A 16,972-nucleotide genomic window follows, 5' to 3' on the forward strand; every position below is an offset into this window, starting at 1 on the left:
GCTCGCGTGCGTCACGCGCCGCGTGCTTCTGCAGCCATTTCGGGCGGCATGGGATCGCGCGGCCGATCTGCGGGCCGACCGAGGAACACCCTCGCCAGTAGTGGAAACCGGTTCGCCGCCACGCCAAGTTCCAGGAAGCCGAACGAGAAGACCACCGCTGCGATTGGCGCGATTACCAACGAAAACCAAAGGCTTCCATTGAGCGCGTGCGTGCCGTCCCATGCGGCCCCCTGCAGGGTGAAGATGTAGATCTGCAGGATGTAGACGTACAGGCTGCCCTGCCCAAGCCGCACAAGGTCGCGTTGGGGCGTCACCTTGTACAGCAGGAACATTAGGGCCAGCGCCGTCAGGCTGGAGATCGCGCCCGCCAGGTATCGGAACAGCACCACCGGGCCGTTGCCGTCGGTCAGCGCCATCTTCGAAAGGTAGACGTACGTGCGCTCGGTCCACATCGCGTAGCAGACGCCCGACGCCACCAGTCCTACCGAGGCGATCAGCACCGGTCGGTACAGGAACCGCAACCGACCTTCGTACCTGGCGAAGAAGTACCCAATGATGAAGTAGGGCAACACGTACTTGAACAGCGTCGGTGCCGGCACGCCCAGCGCAAGCACCGCCACGGCAATTCCATAGATCGGCTTGTCGAGGCGGAAATGTCGCATAATCGCGAATCCGATCGCGGTGCCGAACAGTGCCCACAGGAACCACAGGTCGCGGGTGAGGCCGAAGACGAAGGTCTTCAGCAGGCCGCTTGCCCCCGGCGGCGCATCGCGGGTGATCATCCACATCAAAATGTGAAACGGTATCGCCCAGGCGAAGATCGGCACGATCAGCCCGTTGAAGCGCTTGGCGAAGGTCGTCGTCATGCTATCGCGGTTGATGGGCCGGTACGCCACGTAGCCGCTGATGGCCATGAACAGCGGCATGTGGAACATGTAGATAAGCTTGAATACCGGGTCGCCCCAGTACCCATTTCCCAAATGCCCAGCCCACTGGATGATGTGTCCCCACGTCACCAGGATGATGAGGATGCCTTGGCGTAATCCAAGAACGAGTTGCGATTAACCGTAGTCATGGCTTCCCCAAGCATCTTGCGGCATAACTGAACGTCGAACGAGAGTAGCAGTCGTGACGTGTGGCGGGAAGGTTAACAAGGGTGCCTCGAACGAAAGAATGGTACGACGGCCGCGTGGCCACTTGCCTGCGTGTCGCGATGTGCGGATCATTTGATCTATGCGCATCACTGACCAACACGCCGCCCAACTGCATCGCCACGGATACGCGATCGTGCCCAACTTTCTCACGCCCCACGAACTGGCCGCGGGGCGGGCGGGGATGTTGCGGTACTTTCCGTCGGTGGATGAGCTGGAGGCGACGCCGGAGCGGTACGCATCGATCTTCGAGGATCCAGAGCATTTGCAGGTGGAGTTTCCGTTCGCGGTCGATGTGCTGAACGACGTCAGCACGCACCCGGAGATCGTGTCGTTCGTCGAGCGGCTGCTGGGTACGCCGCGCGTGCTGCTCAGTCAGGCGGCGATCTGGGCGAAGTACGCGGGGACGGGGGACTTTGAGCAGGGGCTGCACCTGGACTATCAGGGGAACACGCTCGTGGTGCCGCGGGATGACGAGTCGTACCGGCAGGTGAACATGATCCTGTACTACACCGACGTGGACGCCGAGCTTGGGCCGACGCACGTCGTATCGCAGGAGAAGACGCGCGAGTTGCCGCTGTGGCCGACGCATCGCACGCGTAAGAAGGACACGGCGTTGTACAAGCTGGAAAAGCCCGTGCTGGCGGCGGCGGGGGATTTGTTCATCTTCTCGATGCGCACCTGGCACCGCGCCAGCGACCTCGTGGCCGACCGCGGTGTGCGGTTCAGCCACCACCTCGTCTACCGGGCGGCGGACCACGGGTTCCAAGGCTATCACCAGTATTCGCAGATGGGCGAGAAGCCTGAGTTGCAGTCGTTCATCACCAAGGCCACGGCGCGACAGCGCGAGGTGCTGGGATTTCCGCGGATGGATGATGCCTACTGGACCGAAGAGACGCGGGCCGCGGTGAAGATGCGGTACCCGGGGATCAAGTTGTAGATGAGAATGACCAACAAGAGGTACCGGACCTCTCCTGCGCTGTCATCCCGATGGGAGGCTTGCCGACCTGAGGGATCTCGAATCTCGAACGGTTGTCGGCTTGGGAGATCCCTCAGGTCGCCTTAGGCTTCCATCGGGATGACATGCGCAACGAGGCGCGTCGTTCCTTTTGAGATTTGGCGCTTAGAGCATATTCATTTCATCTGTAGCGGGCGCAGGACACGTTGTCATCCCGAAGGGAGCCTTGGCGACCTGAGGGATCTCGACGGGACGAACGCCCATCCCTATACCCGATCCCTCAGGTCGCTATCGCTCCCTTCGGGATGACAGTGCCTTGACCGCTACGAGTGAAGTGAGAGTGCTCTAGTCATTAGTTCGGCGCTGGGGCTTGGGATTTCTTCTTCAGCCCACGTATCGCTTCACGATAATCGTGTCGTTCTGCCCACCAAATCCGAAGCTGTTGCTCATCGCGACGTCGACCTTTGCCTTGCGAGCGGCGTTGGGGATGTAGTCCAAATCGCACTCGGGGTCCGGGTTGGTCAGGTTCATCGTGGGCGGCAGGGCGTTGTCCCTGATCGCCAGTACGCAGGTGATTAGTTCCACCGCGCCGGCGGCGGCGATCAGGTGGCCCATCATGCTCTTGATGCTGCTGAACGGCACGTTCTTGGCGCCGTCACCGAACACCGTCTTGACCGCGGCCGTCTCGTTGCTGTCGTTTTCCTTGGTGCCGGTGCCGTGCGCGTTGATGTAGTGGATGTCGCTCGGCTCCAGCTTCGCGCACTTCAACGCCGCCCGCATCGCCACGACCGCGCCGGCACCATCGGGGGCTTGGTCAGTGATGCGATAGGCGTCGGCGGTCGAACCATAACCGACGATCTCGGCCAGGATGGTCGCGCCGCGGGCCTTGGCGTGGTCCAGCGTCTCCAGGATGACCATGCCAGCCCCTTCGCCGAGGACGAACCCACCGCGGTTGCCATCGAACGGCCGACTGGCGGCGGGGGGATTTTCATTCGCGGTGGAAAGGGCGGTCAGGCGGTTGAAGCCGGTGACGCCGAACGGGTGAATCATCGAGTGCGCGCCACCACCGATCATCACGTCCGCATCGCCGCGCCGCAGGATCTCCGATGCTTCACCGATCGCCTGCGTGCTGGCGGCGCACGCGGTCAGGCAGTTGAGCGCCGGGCCCTGCGCACCGGTCAGCAGCGCCAGGTGCGACAGCGGCATGTTGGGTTCCTGTTCCAACTCGCGCGTGACGTTCATGCGTTCCAACGCCAACTGGGCGAACTTCACGGTGTCGACCGAGTTCGCCTCTTCCTGCCACGCCGCCAGATTGGCGGCCGTGAAGGCATCGAAGTCGAGCGAGCCCTCGCCGCTACCGAGGTAGATACCCACGCGGTCGCGATCAAGCTTGGCGTTGTCCAGGCCGGCGTGTTTCCAAGCCTGTGCGCACGCCCCGAGCGCAAACTGCGTGTTGCGCCCCGCGCCATTGTGCAGCGCAGCGATGGCGTCGCCGATGTGCGCAGCGACGTCGTAGTCTTTGACTTCGGCGCTGATCTGCGTGGGAAAGGTGGACGCGTCGAACAGCGTCGTGCGCGCAATGCCCGACTCGCCCGCCAGCAGCCGCTGCCAGACGGTCTCAATGGAATGCCCCATCGGCGTGACCCAACCAATTCCGGTGATGACGACTCGGTTCATATGTGATCCATTGGTGACGGCTAAAATTTGTACCCGTCGTCCTTCTTAATCATCATGATGCCAACGCAAAGGAGGACCACGCCGACGCCCCATGCCCACGGCCAAATGTAGCCACTGTAGTACGCCGCTGTAGCGGCGCCGAGCAGGGCCAGTCCCGGTAATGGCTTGAGCCAGTTTGGCAGTTCGTCCATTGGCCGTCCCCGCCCTTGGTTACACCCGCTTAAACACCAGTGCCGCGTTCTGGCCGCCCAGGCTATACACGCTGCTGACGGACACCTTCACATCCGCATCGCGCGTGGTCGGCGAGACGTTGAGCGATTGGCCGTCGACCACGTTCACCGTGTTCTTCGCGGGCGGGATCTTGCCGTGAAACAGGCCCAGCACCGCGGCGGCGGCGTCGACGCCACTGCCGGCGGCGAGGTTGCCGGTTTGGGCCTTAATGGGGGCCATGGCCACGCGGTCGAGGCCGTTGCCGAAGACGTTGCGCAGGCCGGCAAGCTCCGCCCGGTCGTGCGTGGGAATGCCCAGGCCGCAGGGAACCAGCAGGTCGACCGCATTCGGCGGCAGATTCGCCTCGGCTAAGGCCTTGCTGATCGCCTTCCCGTAGCTGTGACCGCTCGGGTCGGGCGTGGTCACGCTGTACGTGTCCTGGCTGGCCGCGAAGCCGACGACCTCGGCGTAGATCTTGGCACCGCGCGCCACCGCGTGCTCGTACTCTTCCAGGATGAACAGCCCACCCCCCTCGGCGACCGTGGTGCCGTCGGCATCGGCATCGAACGGGCGGACGGCCGACTCGGGGCTGTCGTTGTGCGTGTTGGTCAGGCGCTTCAGCAGCGTCTGCCGTACGACCGCCATCGGGACGACCTTCGTCTCGGCGCCACCGCAGATGGCCTGGTCGGCGTCGCCGCGCTGGATCGTGCGGAAGGCTTCGCCGATCGCCAGGTGCGACGAGGCATCCGCACAGGTGATGGTGTTCGACGGGCCTTTGAGCTCGTGGATGATCGTCACGTGGCACGCCAGCATGTTCGGCAGGTACTTCAGCAGCCAGAGCGGCGTCAGCTGGCTCATGCCGTCGCGGCCCCACTTCTGGATGTCCAGCTGGTTGCTGTCGCCCACGCGGGCCGTGCTGAGCGCGCTCGACAGTTCGGTGAGGTCGGTGCTGATCAAACCCGCGCCGATGTTGCAGCCAAAGCGGAAGCCGTTCAGCTCCGGCTTATCGGTATAGGCTTTAGACTTAATGCCCGCGTCCTTGAATGCATCGTCCGCCGCCACGACGGCCAGTTCGATGTCGCGGGCCATCACCTTGGTGGCCTTGCGGTAGTGCTTGGGGACGTAGTCCCCGATCTTGAAGGGTGGCACCTCGCCGGCGATTTGGCACGGAAAGCCAGCCGGGTCGTACGACTTGATGCGTTGCACGCCGCTCTGGCCACTGATCAGGTTTTGCCAGAACGTAGCCGCCCCGATGCCGATGGGGGAGACAACGCCGATGCCGGTGATGACGACTCTTCGATTGGTCATGGGTCAGTGGTCCGTTGTCCGTTGTCAGGAGTCGTGGCGACCGCCCATCTGGATGCAGCGCTGGATCTGCAGCAACAATGGACGACGGACCACGGACAACGGACCCGTCTAAATCGTGACGCTCGCCTGCTCGCGGTACGTCTTGAGCAACGCGGTGAACTGTTCGGTGAAGACGAAGTTGTGCTCGGGGAACTTCATGCCCTTCATGTTCTGGTCGACGTGGCTGAACATCAGTTCGATGTCGGCCACGGGCTCGCCGGCCACGGTAACCTTACCGCTGATCGAGGCGCCTTGTTCGTTCAACTGTTCGATGGTGGCGGCGAAGGTGATCGTCTCGGCGGGGCGGACCAGGCGATGGAAGCTGGCGCGGGTGATCTTGGCCAGCACGACCTTTTCCTCGAAGTTCCGCGCCTCACCCACCAAAATGCCGGCTGTCTGGGCCATGCCCTCGACGATCAGGCTGTTGGGGACGATCGGGAACGCCGGGTAAAGGTCGTGCAGGTGCTCCTCCGCCAGCGACACGTTCTTGACGGCCGTCGCGCTCGTGCGGGGGGTGAACTCGGTGAACTTGTCGATCCAGATCCAACGCATGGGGAGGGAGTGTCAAATGCCGATTGCCAAGTGCCGAGTGATAAATGCCTTCCATTCGGCATTTGGCAATCGGCATTCGGCATTGAACTAAGCTGCCGTCTTCTTCTCCAGATACGCGACGATGTCCTGCACGCTGAACAGATCGGCGATCAGGGCGACGTCGCGGGTTTGTTCCAGTTCGCTCAGATCAGCGTTGGGCATCCGGCGGCGCACCTCGGCCATGCCGGCGTCGTTAAGCTTGTTGTCCTGCACGAACGCGGGGTCGAGCTGTTCGGGGAACAGTTCACCGCGCGGAATCTTGATGTTGAAGGCCTTTTCCAGGCGGAAGACGATGTCGAGGAAGTCGATGCTCTCGGCACCAAGGTCGCCGCGCAGGGTGGCGGTGGGGGTTACGTCCTCGTCGTCCACGCCCAGCGCGTCGACCAGCACGTCCTGAACCTTCTCGAAAATTTCGTCGTGCGAAAGAGCCATCGTCGTATCTCCTGTTTCTTCCAGCAATTACTGGGAGATGCCCGTTGCGGTCAGCATCTGCCAGCGATGTTTGTTGTGTTCGGTGATCTTCGCGTCCAACTCGGCTAGGCCGGCGTTCTTGTCGGCCAGGTTGAAGTAGCTCAGTTCGATCTTGGCCACGAAGGCCTGTTCGGGCCCGACGGTGCCGGTGGCCTTGAAGATGGCGCCGGCGTCGGTTGGCTTCGACAGCTCGACGTCGAGCCGTAGAAAATTGCCCGGGGCCACGAAGTGGCCGTACTTCACGTTGCGGGCTTCCTTCAAGACCGCTACCGCCTTACCGAAGTTAGTCCGCTGGTGCAGCAGCCAACCGGCGGCCTGCGTGGCGGCTTCCAGCATGAGGACGCCCGGCAGCACCGGAAACGTGGGGAAGTGGTCGCCGAGGTATTCCTCGGCCAAGCTCACGTACTTGACCGCAACGATCCGCTCGTCGCTGAGTTCCTCGACCTTGTCCAACAAATTGAATCGCAAGCAGTTCCCTGACCCTTCCCGAAGGGGCAGTTTGTATCGGTGATAACGGCCGATTGCAAGGCGATCAGTGGACCGTGGGCAGTGAAGCGTGGGCAGGAAGGAGAACGGCGGTCCATCTTCGCTGCCCACCGTCCACGATTCAGTGCCCACTTCTCCAGCCCTTGACAACCGGGCCGGAATTGGCAAAATACCTGACTTTTCCACGCTAGCTCAGAAACTGTAAAGGTAACGACAATGTACGCGATCATCGAAGAAGGCAGCCGGCAGTTCAAGGTCACCAGTGGCGACACGATCCTCATCGATCGCGAGTTGGGCGACGCGGAAACCGTTACCTTTGACCGCGTCCTGCTCGTCGGTGGTGAAGGCACCCCGAAGGTTGGCGCCCCGCTGGTTGCCGGCGCTTCTGTAGCCGCCGAGGTGATCGGTGAAGAGAAGGGCAAGAAGGTCGAGAGCGTCAAGTACAAGCGCCGCAAGGGCTTCCACAAGACCGTCGGCCACCGCCAGCAGTACACCCGCGTCCGCATCACCGGCATCAACGTCTAACGTTGGTTCGGCTGCGGCGATCAAAGCAAATTTGAGACGGGCGACCCATTCGTGGGTCGCCCGTTTTCGTTTGACCCGTACCACGGGCGGCCCGCCCGTGTCTCTGGTTCGCCAAACTAAGTTTCCCCTGCAGGCTCATCTGTTAGGCTGCAGATTCGTCATCCTGACGTACTCGGAAGGACCTCTTCCTTCCCGAAGTAAAGGCGGAGTGGGAGATCCTTCGGAGTACATCAGAGGGTGTTAAGGAATAGTGCCGCGTCCGCTCCGACCGTGGCATGGGCGTCTCGCCCATGCGTGTGTTGTGACCAGAAAACAGTATTGGTTGCAGCCGCTTGGTCGGCGCAGCGGCCAACAAATGAAGCTTCTCATTCCAGTCCACAGGCATGGGCGAGACGCCCATGCCACGGCAAGGCAGCCGCGGCACTGTTCTTTAACACCCTCTCAGGTTGACGATGTTGCGCGAACACTGCATGCGAACTGGAAACACGGGTATCGCCCATGGTACGGCAGACTCGAAACCCACCCGGCACTTCGTTATGATCGACTTCGATCATATAACGAAAGGGCAGTTCGATGGCCGATCAGGACTTTCTCGCGTTCGACTTTGGGGCTGAGAGTGGGCGGGCCGTGCTGGGCCATCTGGCCGCCGGGAAGCTGTCGCTCGACGTTACCCATCGATTTGCCAATCCCAATGGTCTCATGAACGGCCGGTTGCAGTGGAACCTGCTGGCTCAGTGGGAAGAGATCAAAGTCGGCCTACGCAAGACCGCCGGCAGCAACGCGGCCAAGCCGGTGAAACTGGCGGGCATCGGGGTCGACACCTGGGGCGTCGACTTTGGATTGATCGGGCCCGGCGGCGATGTGCTGGGCAACCCCACGATGTACCGCGACGGTCGGCACGCGCCCATGATGGATCAGATCTTCACCCGCGTGCCGCGCGGCAAGGTCTTCGACGCGACCGGCGTGCAGTTCATGGTCTTCAACACGCTGTACCAGTTGGAGGCCATGCGCCAGTTCACGCCGCGCCTGTTCGAGATGGCCGAGTCACTGCTGTTCATGCCCGATCTATTCCATTACCTGCTGAGCGGCCGACAGGCGATTGAATTCTCCATCGCCAGCACCAGCCAGATGCTCGACCCGCGCACCGGCCAGTGGGCGACCGACCTGCTGAAGTCCCTCGACCTCCCCGTTCACCTGCTCGGTGAGATCGTGCCCAGCGGTACGGTGCTGGCGAACCTGAAGTCCGACGTCGCCACCGAGTGCGGCTTAACCGACACGCCACCCATCATCGCGCCCGCCTCGCACGACACCGCCAGCGCGATCGTCGCGGTGCCGGCCGAGGGTGGGTCGTGGTGCTACATCAGTTCGGGCACGTGGTCGCTGATGGGCGTCGAGCTGGACGCGCCGATCATCAACGCGCAGTCGCTCGCGCTGAACTACACGAATGAAGGTGGCTATGGCGGCACCACCCGGTTCCTGAAGAACATCATGGGCCTGTGGCTGGTGCAGGAGTGCCGCCGGCAGTGGGTGCGCGACGGCCAGGACCACACTTACGCCGAGCTGACGCAGATGGCCACCGACGCGCCGGCCCATGGGCCGTTGATCGACCCGGACGATGCGCCACTCCTGTCGCCCGGCAACATGCCCGCGAAGATCGAGGCCTTCTGCCAGCGCACGAAGCAGTCGCCACCCGCGTCGAAGGGCCAGTTCGTCCGCTGTTGTCTGGAAAGCCTTGCGCACACGTATCGCAAGACGCTGGAAGGTCTGGAACACGTGCTCGGCCAGCGGATCGACGTCATCCACATCGTCGGTGGCGGCACGCAGAACGAGCTGCTGAACCAGATGACCGCCGACGCCTGCAACCGTTCGGTGATCGCCGGTCCCGTCGAAGCGACGGCCGCGGGGAACATCCTCACGCAGGCGATGGCGATCGGATCGGTAAAGAGCCTTGCCGATGCGCGCGCGATCGTGCGCAACAGCTTCGACGTGAAGCGCTACGAACCGACGGACGTGGCCGCGTGGCAAAGCGCGTACGACAAGTTCCGGTCGATCACGGGGTGATTTGTCGCGGGCGAATGCTTTTCAGGGGGAAGTGTTGCAAGGGACGAGCCTCTCAGAGGCGGCTTCTAGACCGTCCGGTCCTGTCGCAGTCCCTCGGTTCTCTCAAACCCGTAGTGGCGACGCATGCGTCGCGGTCGGGGCGCAGCCCCGAACTTCGCGCCGACTCGACGCTTCGCGTCGATCGCGTCGCAGCCGTCGCCACTACAGGTGACGATTGAGCGGAAGGTCAAGTCAGGGAAGAACGGGCTTTCACGCCGTGGCAAGTTCCAGGACCCGCTCCCACATCGCCGGCGGCACCGGCATCGCGCTCAGGCGGCTGTTGCTGATGAGCGCCCAGCCCGCGAAGGCCTTGTCGGCCTTTACCGTCGCCAGCCTGACCGGCTTGGCCAGTCGTTTCACCGGCTTCAGATCGATTACCGTCAGCTTCTCGTCATCCGCCTTGGGGTCGGGATACGGTGCGCCCGTCACCTTGGCGATGCCGACGACGGCCTTCTCGTCGCCGGTGTGGTAGATGAAGACCTCGTCCCCTTTTTTCATTTCGCGCATGTGCTTCAGGGCGAGCGCGTTGGCCACGCCGTCCCATGTCGCGGATTTGGCCGCCGATAGGTCGTCGAAGCTGTACACGCTGGGTTCGGTCTTCAGCAGCCAACGGTTCATGTGGGAATCTCGAGAATTCGTCATCCTGGGGCACACCGAAGGATCTCTTTCGTCCCACGTACAAATACGGGGGGAGATCCTTCGGAGTACCTCAGGATGACGAGTTGTGGGACTGAGTCCTACTGCATGATGCGCGGGCCCGCGGCCGCTGCGCCCGGCGCGCCGCCCGCGGGGGCGTCGACCAGTTGCCGTTGGTAGGTCTGGCTGACCTTGCGCAGCAGGTCGACGAACTCCACCTGCGCCAGATTGAGCGCCTTGATCTTGATGTGCGAGATGATCTGGCTCTGTAGCGTCTGCAACTGCATCTGCTGTGCTTCGGTGACGGGCATGCCCGACTGTTCCTGCCGGCCGAGGTTTTCGATCTGGCGGTCGAACTCGCGCAGGAGGCGCGAGGCGTCGGTGTCCTCGGCGACGGTCTTCTGGGCGGCCTTGTACCGCACGATGGCGGGGTGGTCTTTGAGCATGTCGCCCAGTTTCTCGGCGGCGTCGAGGATCGATTGCGTGTCGGTGGCCATGTCAGTCCTTGCTAAAACGGCTACTATAGTCGGTCCGGCAAAGGCGTCCAACCGATGAATGTCGACCGTTATCACCGCCAGTCCCTGCTGCCCCAGATCGGCCTCACCGGTCAACAGCGCATCGCGGCGTCGCGCGTGCTGCTGGTGGGGTGCGGGGCGCTCGGCACCGTGGTGGCCGACTATCTGGCCCGCGCGGGCGTGGGGCACCTGACGATCGTCGATCGCGACGTCGTCGAATCGACCAATCTTCAACGGCAGACGCTGTTCGACGAAGCCGACGTTGCCGCCGGCACCCCCAAGGCGGTGGCGGCGGTGGAGCGGTTACGGCGGGTGAATAGCGCGGTGTCGCTCGAACCGGTTGTCGCCGACGTGCATCAGGACAACATCGAGTCGCTTGCGGGCGTTGCGTGCGACGGCCAGCGGGTCGACCTGATCGTCGACGGCACCGACAACGCCGAGACCCGCTACCTCGTGAACGACGTCGCGGTGAAGCACGGCCTGCCCTGGGTGTACGGCGCCGCGGTAGGGGTGGAAGGGCGGGTGATGGCGATCGAGCCGCAGCGCACGGCGTGCCTGCGATGCGTCTTCCCGGAAGCGCCGGGACCCGGTGAGTTGCAGACGTGCGATACTGCGGGCGTGTTGGGCCCCGTAGCGGGGGTGGTCGCATCGCTGCAAGCCGCGACGGCGTTGCGAATGCTGGTGGGGGGTGGCGCTACGAATGAACTGGTGACGATCGACGCGTGGTCGCTGCGATTGCGTAGCGTATCGACGGTTGACGCCAAGCGACCGGAATGCCCCGCGTGTGGTCAGCGTCACTTTGAGTTTCTAGATGCCACGTCGCCCGCGACCACCGTGCTGTGTGGCCGCGACTCGGTGCAGCTTCGCCCGCGGGCCGCGGTGAAGGTGGACTTGGCCGCCGTCGCCGCACAATGGCGGTCGCTGGGCGTCGTCAGTCAGACACCGTTCCTGCTCCGCTTCTCACCCCGGGGGCTGGAACCGGATCAACTGACCCTGTTTAATGACGGCCGGGTGATCGTCCACGGCACCAGTGACCCGGGCCGGGCAAGAACCCTTGTAGCACGGTTTTTCGGTGGTTGAGGCTGCTGTTTGGCACCGTTTGACGGGATCGTCTACATTTCCCTATGATTAGTAGGAATTCGTGCCAGAACGCTCTTTGACAAGTTCGCAGCCTCGGTCGATCCTCGATCTGGTCGGGAATACGCCGTTGCTGTCGTTTCGGCGGATGAAGCCATCGCGGCCGGGGGTTCAGCTCTTCGCCAAGGCCGAATGGTACAACCCCGGTGGCAGCGTAAAGGATCGGGCCGCGCTTCACATGATTCTGGACGGTGAACGGCGTGGCCTGCTGCACAAGGGCAAGACGCTGATCGACGCCACCAGTGGCAACACCGGCATCGCCTACGCCATGATCGGCGCCGAACGCGGCTACAAGGTGAAGCTGGCTTTGCCCAAGAACGCCAGCATCGAACGCAAGCAAAGTTTGACCGCCTACGGTGCCGAACTGGTCCTGACCGACCCCACCGAAGGCACCGACGGCGCCCAGCGGTACGTGAAGAAGGTTGTCGCGGCTGACCCCGATCTGTACTACTACCCCGACCAGTACAACAACGACGCCAACTGGCGGTCGCACTACGATACCACCGCGATGGAAATTTGGCGGCAGACGGAAGGGCGGGTGACGCACTTCGTCACCGGCCTAGGCACCAGCGGCACGTTCATGGGTGTCACCCGGCGGTTAAAGGAACTGAACCCGAAGATCCAGTGCATCATGATGCAGCCCGACAGCCCGCTGCACGGGTTGGAAGGGATGAAGCACATGGCCACCGCGCTCGTCCCCGGCATCTTCAAGCCCGAGATTGCCGACCGCGAGGTCGAGGTGTCGACCGAGGATGCCCACCGCACGGTGCTACGGCTAGCGCGCGAGGAAGGGTTGCTGGTCGGCGTTTCCAGTGGCGCTAACCTGTACGCCGCAATGAACGTTGCCGCCGAACTGAAGGAAGGCGTGGTCGTCACCATCTTCTGTGATTCGGCCGCCAAGTACCTGTCCGAAAGCTTCTGGCAGGAAACGAGCGAAGCGGAAAACTGGCCGTAACGACGGATGAAGCATGAACACGATCGTTCTGACCCAAGCATTTTCCAACCAAATCGACGCCGAAGGCGCCGCGGCGTACCCCAACGAATGCTGCGGCATCATTTACGGTCGCGATGTGACCGCGAATGGCGCTACGCGCAGGGTCGTCGAGAGGTTGGAGGCGGTGGCGAACGAGTTTGAGGCCGACGAGCAGTACCATCGGTTCTCCATCACCGCCAAGACGCTGATGGCCGCAGAAAAAAGCGCCGGCGACGCGGGGCAGATGGTGCTCGGCTTTTATCACAGCCATCCCGACCATCCGGCGCGTCCCAGCGAATACGACCGCGAACACGCGTGGCCGTTCTACAGCTACATCATTGTGTCAATCGCCAAGCGCGAACCGGTCGACATGACCTGCTGGGTATTGAACGAGCAGACGGAAGCGTTCGAGAAACAGGAGATCGTGGGGGTTTAAGATCGCACAACGCCGTTCCGCCCTTGGCGTCCTAACGCTGGTCCCACTACGATGCTCGCCATTGCCGAACGCGCGCGAGGTCTAACGAAAGGTCGAGTATGCCCCTGAAACCCCAAGGCCGTATCTTCAACGACATCACCGAAACGATCGGCGGCACGCCGCTGGTGCGCATCAACCGGTTGATCCCGAAAGACCACGCGACCGTGCTGGCCAAGTGCGAGTTTTTCAACCCGTTGGCGAGCGTGAAGGACCGCATCGGCCTGGCGATGATCAGTGCCGCCGAGCGCGACGGAAAAATCGACCACGACAGCACGATCATCGAGCCGACCAGCGGCAACACCGGCATTGCGCTCGCCTTCGTGTGCGCAGCCAAGGGGTACAAGCTGGTGCTGACGATGCCCGAGAGCATGTCGATCGAACGCCGGCGGCTGCTGAAGGCGCTGGGGGCGCAGGTCGTGCTAACGCCCGCCGCCGACGGCATGCGCGGGGCGATCGCCAAGGCCGAGGAACTGGCCAGCCAGAACCCCAAGGCGTTCATCCCGCAGCAGTTCATGAACCCGGCCAACCCGGAAATTCACCGGCAGACGACCGCCGAGGAGATCTGGCAGGACACGAACGGCACGGTCGACATCATGGTGTCGGGCGTGGGCACGGGTGGGTCGATCACCGGTGTGTCGGAGGTCATCAAGAAGCGGAAGCCCGAGTTTAAGGCGATCGCCGTCGAGCCAGTGGCGTCGCCGGTCATCACGCAGACGATGTCGGGCCAGCCGTTGAAGCCGGGCAAGCACAAGGTGCAGGGCATCGGTGCGGGGTTCGTTCCGAAGAACCTGAACACTGGCATTGTGGATGAAGTGGTGCAGATCACCGACGAGGAAGCCTTCGAATGGGCCCGCCGGCTTGCGAAGGAAGAGGGCATCTTCGGTGGCATCAGCAGCGGCGGCAACATGGCCGCCGCCGCCAAGGTTGCGGCGCGACCGGAGAACAAGGGCAAGGTCATCGTCACGATCATGTGCAGCTTCGGCGAGCGCTACCTCAGCACGCCGCTGTTCGAGGACGCCGAGTGAGCGCCGACCGCGTCGCCACCAACATCACGTGGCACGGCGGGGCCGTCACGCGCGACGACCGCCATCGCCTGCTCGGTCAGCAGGGCGTCACGCTCTGGCTGACGGGTTTGTCCGCCGCGGGCAAGTCGACGATCGCGGTGCTGCTCGAGCAGATGCTGATCGCGCGTGGCCGGCTGGCGTACCGGCTGGATGGCGACAACATCCGCCATGGGTTGAACAAGAACCTCGGTTTTTCCGCCGACGATCGAACCGAGAACATCCGCCGAATTGGCGAGGTGGCCAAGCTGTTTGCCGATGCGGGCGTGATCACGATCGCCAGCTTCATCAGCCCGTATCGTGTTGATCGCGCCGCGGTGCGGGCGTTGCATGGTGAGGGCGACTTCCTCGAGATCTACATCAAGGTCTCCGTGGCCGCGGCCGAGCGGCGCGACCCGAAGGGGCTGTACAAGAAGGCCCGAGCTGGCGAGATCAAAGGGTTCACGGGAATCGATGATCCGTACGAGGAGCCGGTTGAGTCGGAGTTGGTGATCGATACGGAATCGTCAACGCCCGAGCAATCCGCGGCGCGGATTATGACGATGCTGGTGGAACGCAACTACGTTACTTGAAGCCCATATAGCCGCCGGCTTGCCGGTGGTCCTTCTGACTTGCCTTCAGTCGGAGAGAAAATCACCGGCAAGCCGGCGGCTATATGGGGAGCGTCACGACGCACTCGATCGTCCTACAATCCTTCAATGGAAGCATCCTTCGTCGATCTTCATTGCCACTCCACCGCGTCGGACGGGACGATGCCGCCGCGCGAGGTGGTGCGGGCTGCGCACACCGCGGGGCTGACCGGTCTTTCGCTGACCGATCATGACACGATCGCCGGCTGCGCCGACGCGGCCGACGAGGCTGCCAAGCTCGGCATCGATTTTATTCCGGGCATCGAGATCTCCTGTGAGTATCCGAGGCCCGGCACCATGCATTTGCTGGGGTACGGCATCGATCCGCAGTCGCCCATCCTGCACGACCTGACGCGCCGGTTGATCGACGGCCGCAGCCAGCGCAACGTGAAGATCATCGAATCGCTGCGCGCGCAGAACGTCGCGATCACACTCGACGAAGTGCTGGAACAGGCCAAGGGTGGCACGGTTGGCCGGCCGCACTTTGCGGCCATCCTGGTGCGCAAGGGGTACGTGCGGACGGTCCAAGACGCGTTCAACAAGTACCTCGGCCAGAGCGGCAGCACTTACGTCGACAAGGAGACCGTCAGTCCCAAGCGAGCGATCGAGATGATCCGCGAGTCTGGCGGCCTGCCCGTGCTGGCCCACCCGGTGCAGCTAAAGAGGGAGAACTTCGCCCAACTGGAAAACACGGTCAAGGAGCTAGCCGACTACGGCTTGGCGGGCGTCGAGACGATCCACAGCGACCACCGCGAGATTCTGATCGAAGAACTGTTCGACCTCGCGCGGCGGTACAATCTCATCCCGACCGGTGGCAGCGATTTTCACGGCTCCAGCAAGCCGCACATTCGTCTGGGCCAGGCTGGGCCGCGCAAGGTGCCGCGCGAGCTGTTCGACCGGTTGCAGGCGTCGATCGAAACGTTGCAGGCACAATAACACCGACCGCGAAGCGAATTAATCCATGTCTACCGTTCAAGAACAACTCGACCTCGACGCGCTCAACACGATGTTCGAGTCGGCCGACCACGTGAAGATCGTCGAATGGTCGGCGGCGCAGTTCGGCGACGAGCTGGTGATGTCTTCGTCGTTCGGGGCCGAGTCGGCGATGCTCATCCACATGGCGATACAGCATCGGCCGAGCATCCGCATCATCTTCACGGACACCGGCTATCTGTTCCCGCAGACGTTCGCGCATCTGGAAGCGCTGCGCAAGCGGTTCAATTTGAACGTCTGGACCTACCGCACGCACAACGATCCGATCGCCTACCTGCAGGCCGCCGGCGAGACGGACTTCACCTGGCGCAAGGACATCGACGCCTGCTGCGCCGTCAATAAGAACGAACCGTTCGACCGGGCGATGAAGGAACTGGCCCCGAAGGCGTGGCTGCGCGGCATTCGGCGGAACCAGGCCGACACGCGCAAGGCCCGGCAGTTCATCGAATGGAGCCCGCGCTACAACTGCCACGCGATCAGCCCGCTGTTGAACTGGTCGACGAGGGACATCTACGGCTATATGAAGCGGCACGACCTGCCGTACCACCCACTGTACGAAGAAGGGTACCTGTCGATCGGCTGCAACCCGCTCAGCTGCACGCGACCCGTGATGGCCGGTGACGACCCGCGGTCGGGCCGCTGGGCCGGTTCGGGCAAGGTCGAGTGCGGTCTGAACGTCGACGTGACGCCACCGGCGGCGCGGCCGTGAGGGGGCTGGTCCCTCTCCAGTGTACCCGTGGTATCCTAGACCGTGTCATCCCGATGGGAGCCTCGACGACCTGGGGGATCTCGAATGGCCGAGAGTCGCCAGGACGGTCGAGATCCCTCCCGTCGCCTTGGGCTCTGCTCGGGATGACAACCGTGGGTGCATGGGCACTTGTTCTGGATCGTTCCAAGTTCCGTCTGAAAGCCCGCGCGTAGGGGCCGGCCTCCGTGCCTGCCCTCTTTGTTGCGTGGAAATGCGGAAGAGGGCAGGCACGGAGGCCTGCCCCTACGTGGCCTTTTCAGACAGGACCTAGCCCTTCCCGGCATACCGG

19 protein-coding genes are annotated in these 16,972 nt (G+C 63.0%); 10 read left to right on the forward strand and 9 right to left on the reverse strand.

Going from position 1 to position 16,972, the window contains the following annotated elements; translation table 11 throughout:
- Positions 1–11: 11 nt before the first annotated feature.
- Positions 12–1,031, reverse strand: a complete 1,020-nt coding sequence (locus VGN72_13595) for an acyltransferase family protein (GenBank protein HEV7300395.1) — start codon at positions 1,029–1,031, stop codon at positions 12–14.
- A gap of 202 nt (positions 1,032–1,233) precedes the next feature.
- On the opposite strand from VGN72_13595, the gene VGN72_13600 reads away from it, so the two are divergent.
- Positions 1,234–2,091, forward strand: coding sequence for a phytanoyl-CoA dioxygenase family protein (locus tag VGN72_13600; protein ID HEV7300396.1), 858 nt, complete (start codon positions 1,234–1,236; stop codon positions 2,089–2,091).
- A gap of 402 nt (positions 2,092–2,493) precedes the next feature.
- Here the strand turns inward: VGN72_13600 and VGN72_13605 are convergent, their stop codons facing one another.
- The 6 genes from VGN72_13605 to VGN72_13630 form a co-directional block, all read right to left on the reverse strand.
- The gene (locus VGN72_13605; GenBank protein HEV7300397.1) at positions 2,494–3,786 is read right to left on the reverse strand and encodes a beta-ketoacyl-[acyl-carrier-protein] synthase family protein; all 1,293 of its coding nucleotides are present in this window, start codon (positions 3,784–3,786) and stop codon (positions 2,494–2,496) included.
- A gap of 20 nt (positions 3,787–3,806) precedes the next feature.
- Complete coding sequence (locus VGN72_13610; protein HEV7300398.1) at positions 3,807–3,977, reverse strand: hypothetical protein; 171 nt, start codon at positions 3,975–3,977, stop codon at positions 3,807–3,809.
- Between the two features lie 19 nt (positions 3,978–3,996).
- Entirely contained in the window at positions 3,997–5,304 is a 1,308-nt protein-coding gene (locus VGN72_13615; protein HEV7300399.1) for a beta-ketoacyl synthase N-terminal-like domain-containing protein, read from the reverse strand.
- 108 nt (positions 5,305–5,412) lie between these two features.
- The gene (locus VGN72_13620; protein HEV7300400.1) at positions 5,413–5,895 is read right to left on the reverse strand and encodes a 3-hydroxyacyl-ACP dehydratase FabZ family protein; all 483 of its coding nucleotides are present in this window, start codon (positions 5,893–5,895) and stop codon (positions 5,413–5,415) included.
- An 87-nt stretch (positions 5,896–5,982) separates the two neighbouring features.
- Complete coding sequence (locus tag VGN72_13625) at positions 5,983–6,366, reverse strand: acyl carrier protein (protein ID HEV7300401.1); 384 nt, start codon at positions 6,364–6,366, stop codon at positions 5,983–5,985.
- A gap of 27 nt (positions 6,367–6,393) precedes the next feature.
- A complete protein-coding gene (locus VGN72_13630; protein ID HEV7300402.1) occupies positions 6,394–6,873 on the reverse strand; it encodes a hypothetical protein in 480 nt (159 codons plus the stop codon).
- A gap of 234 nt (positions 6,874–7,107) precedes the next feature.
- Here VGN72_13630 and rplU point away from each other — a divergent pair, with 234 nt between their 5' ends.
- Both rplU and VGN72_13640 read left to right on the forward strand, forming a co-directional pair.
- On the forward strand, positions 7,108–7,416 hold the full coding sequence (gene rplU / locus VGN72_13635) for a 50S ribosomal protein L21 (protein ID HEV7300403.1): 309 nt from the start codon (positions 7,108–7,110) through the stop codon (positions 7,414–7,416).
- Positions 7,417–7,989: 573 nt separating this feature from the next.
- Entirely contained in the window at positions 7,990–9,477 is a 1,488-nt protein-coding gene (locus VGN72_13640) for a rhamnulokinase family protein (protein HEV7300404.1), read from the forward strand.
- Between the two features lie 249 nt (positions 9,478–9,726).
- Here the strand turns inward: VGN72_13640 and VGN72_13645 are convergent, their stop codons facing one another.
- Both VGN72_13645 and VGN72_13650 read right to left on the reverse strand, forming a co-directional pair.
- Entirely contained in the window at positions 9,727–10,134 is a 408-nt protein-coding gene (locus tag VGN72_13645) for an EVE domain-containing protein (protein HEV7300405.1), read from the reverse strand.
- A gap of 119 nt (positions 10,135–10,253) precedes the next feature.
- Positions 10,254–10,649 carry a YlbF family regulator gene (locus VGN72_13650; GenBank protein ID HEV7300406.1) on the reverse strand — a complete coding sequence of 132 codons (396 nt, stop codon included), beginning with the start codon at positions 10,647–10,649 and terminating at the stop codon, positions 10,254–10,256.
- Positions 10,650–10,703: 54 nt separating this feature from the next.
- On the opposite strand from VGN72_13650, the gene VGN72_13655 reads away from it, so the two are divergent.
- The 7 genes from VGN72_13655 to VGN72_13685 all read left to right on the forward strand — a co-directional run bounded on the left by VGN72_13655 (position 10,704) and on the right by VGN72_13685 (position 16,644).
- Positions 10,704–11,747: a ThiF family adenylyltransferase gene (locus VGN72_13655; protein ID HEV7300407.1), complete on the forward strand. Its 1,044-nt coding sequence runs from the start codon at positions 10,704–10,706 to the stop codon at positions 11,745–11,747.
- A gap of 61 nt (positions 11,748–11,808) precedes the next feature.
- Positions 11,809–12,759, forward strand: a complete 951-nt coding sequence (locus VGN72_13660; protein HEV7300408.1) for a cysteine synthase family protein — start codon at positions 11,809–11,811, stop codon at positions 12,757–12,759.
- A gap of 13 nt (positions 12,760–12,772) precedes the next feature.
- The gene (locus tag VGN72_13665; protein HEV7300409.1) at positions 12,773–13,213 is read left to right on the forward strand and encodes a M67 family metallopeptidase; all 441 of its coding nucleotides are present in this window, start codon (positions 12,773–12,775) and stop codon (positions 13,211–13,213) included.
- Positions 13,214–13,311: 98 nt separating this feature from the next.
- A complete protein-coding gene (gene cysK / locus VGN72_13670) occupies positions 13,312–14,277 on the forward strand; it encodes a cysteine synthase A (protein ID HEV7300410.1) in 966 nt (321 codons plus the stop codon).
- Complete coding sequence (cysC, locus tag VGN72_13675) at positions 14,274–14,885, forward strand: adenylyl-sulfate kinase (protein HEV7300411.1); 612 nt, start codon at positions 14,274–14,276, stop codon at positions 14,883–14,885. Before cysK ends, cysC begins: the two co-directional genes overlap by 4 nt.
- Positions 14,886–15,011: 126 nt before the next feature.
- Positions 15,012–15,878, forward strand: coding sequence for a PHP domain-containing protein (locus VGN72_13680; GenBank protein HEV7300412.1), 867 nt, complete (start codon positions 15,012–15,014; stop codon positions 15,876–15,878).
- A gap of 25 nt (positions 15,879–15,903) precedes the next feature.
- The gene (locus VGN72_13685) at positions 15,904–16,644 is read left to right on the forward strand and encodes a phosphoadenylyl-sulfate reductase (GenBank protein HEV7300413.1); all 741 of its coding nucleotides are present in this window, start codon (positions 15,904–15,906) and stop codon (positions 16,642–16,644) included.
- Positions 16,645–16,972 lie beyond the last annotated feature (328 nt).

The sequence above is a fragment of the Tepidisphaeraceae bacterium genome, assembly GCA_035998445.1.
Taxonomy (GTDB): domain Bacteria; phylum Planctomycetota; class Phycisphaerae; order Tepidisphaerales; family Tepidisphaeraceae; genus DASYHQ01.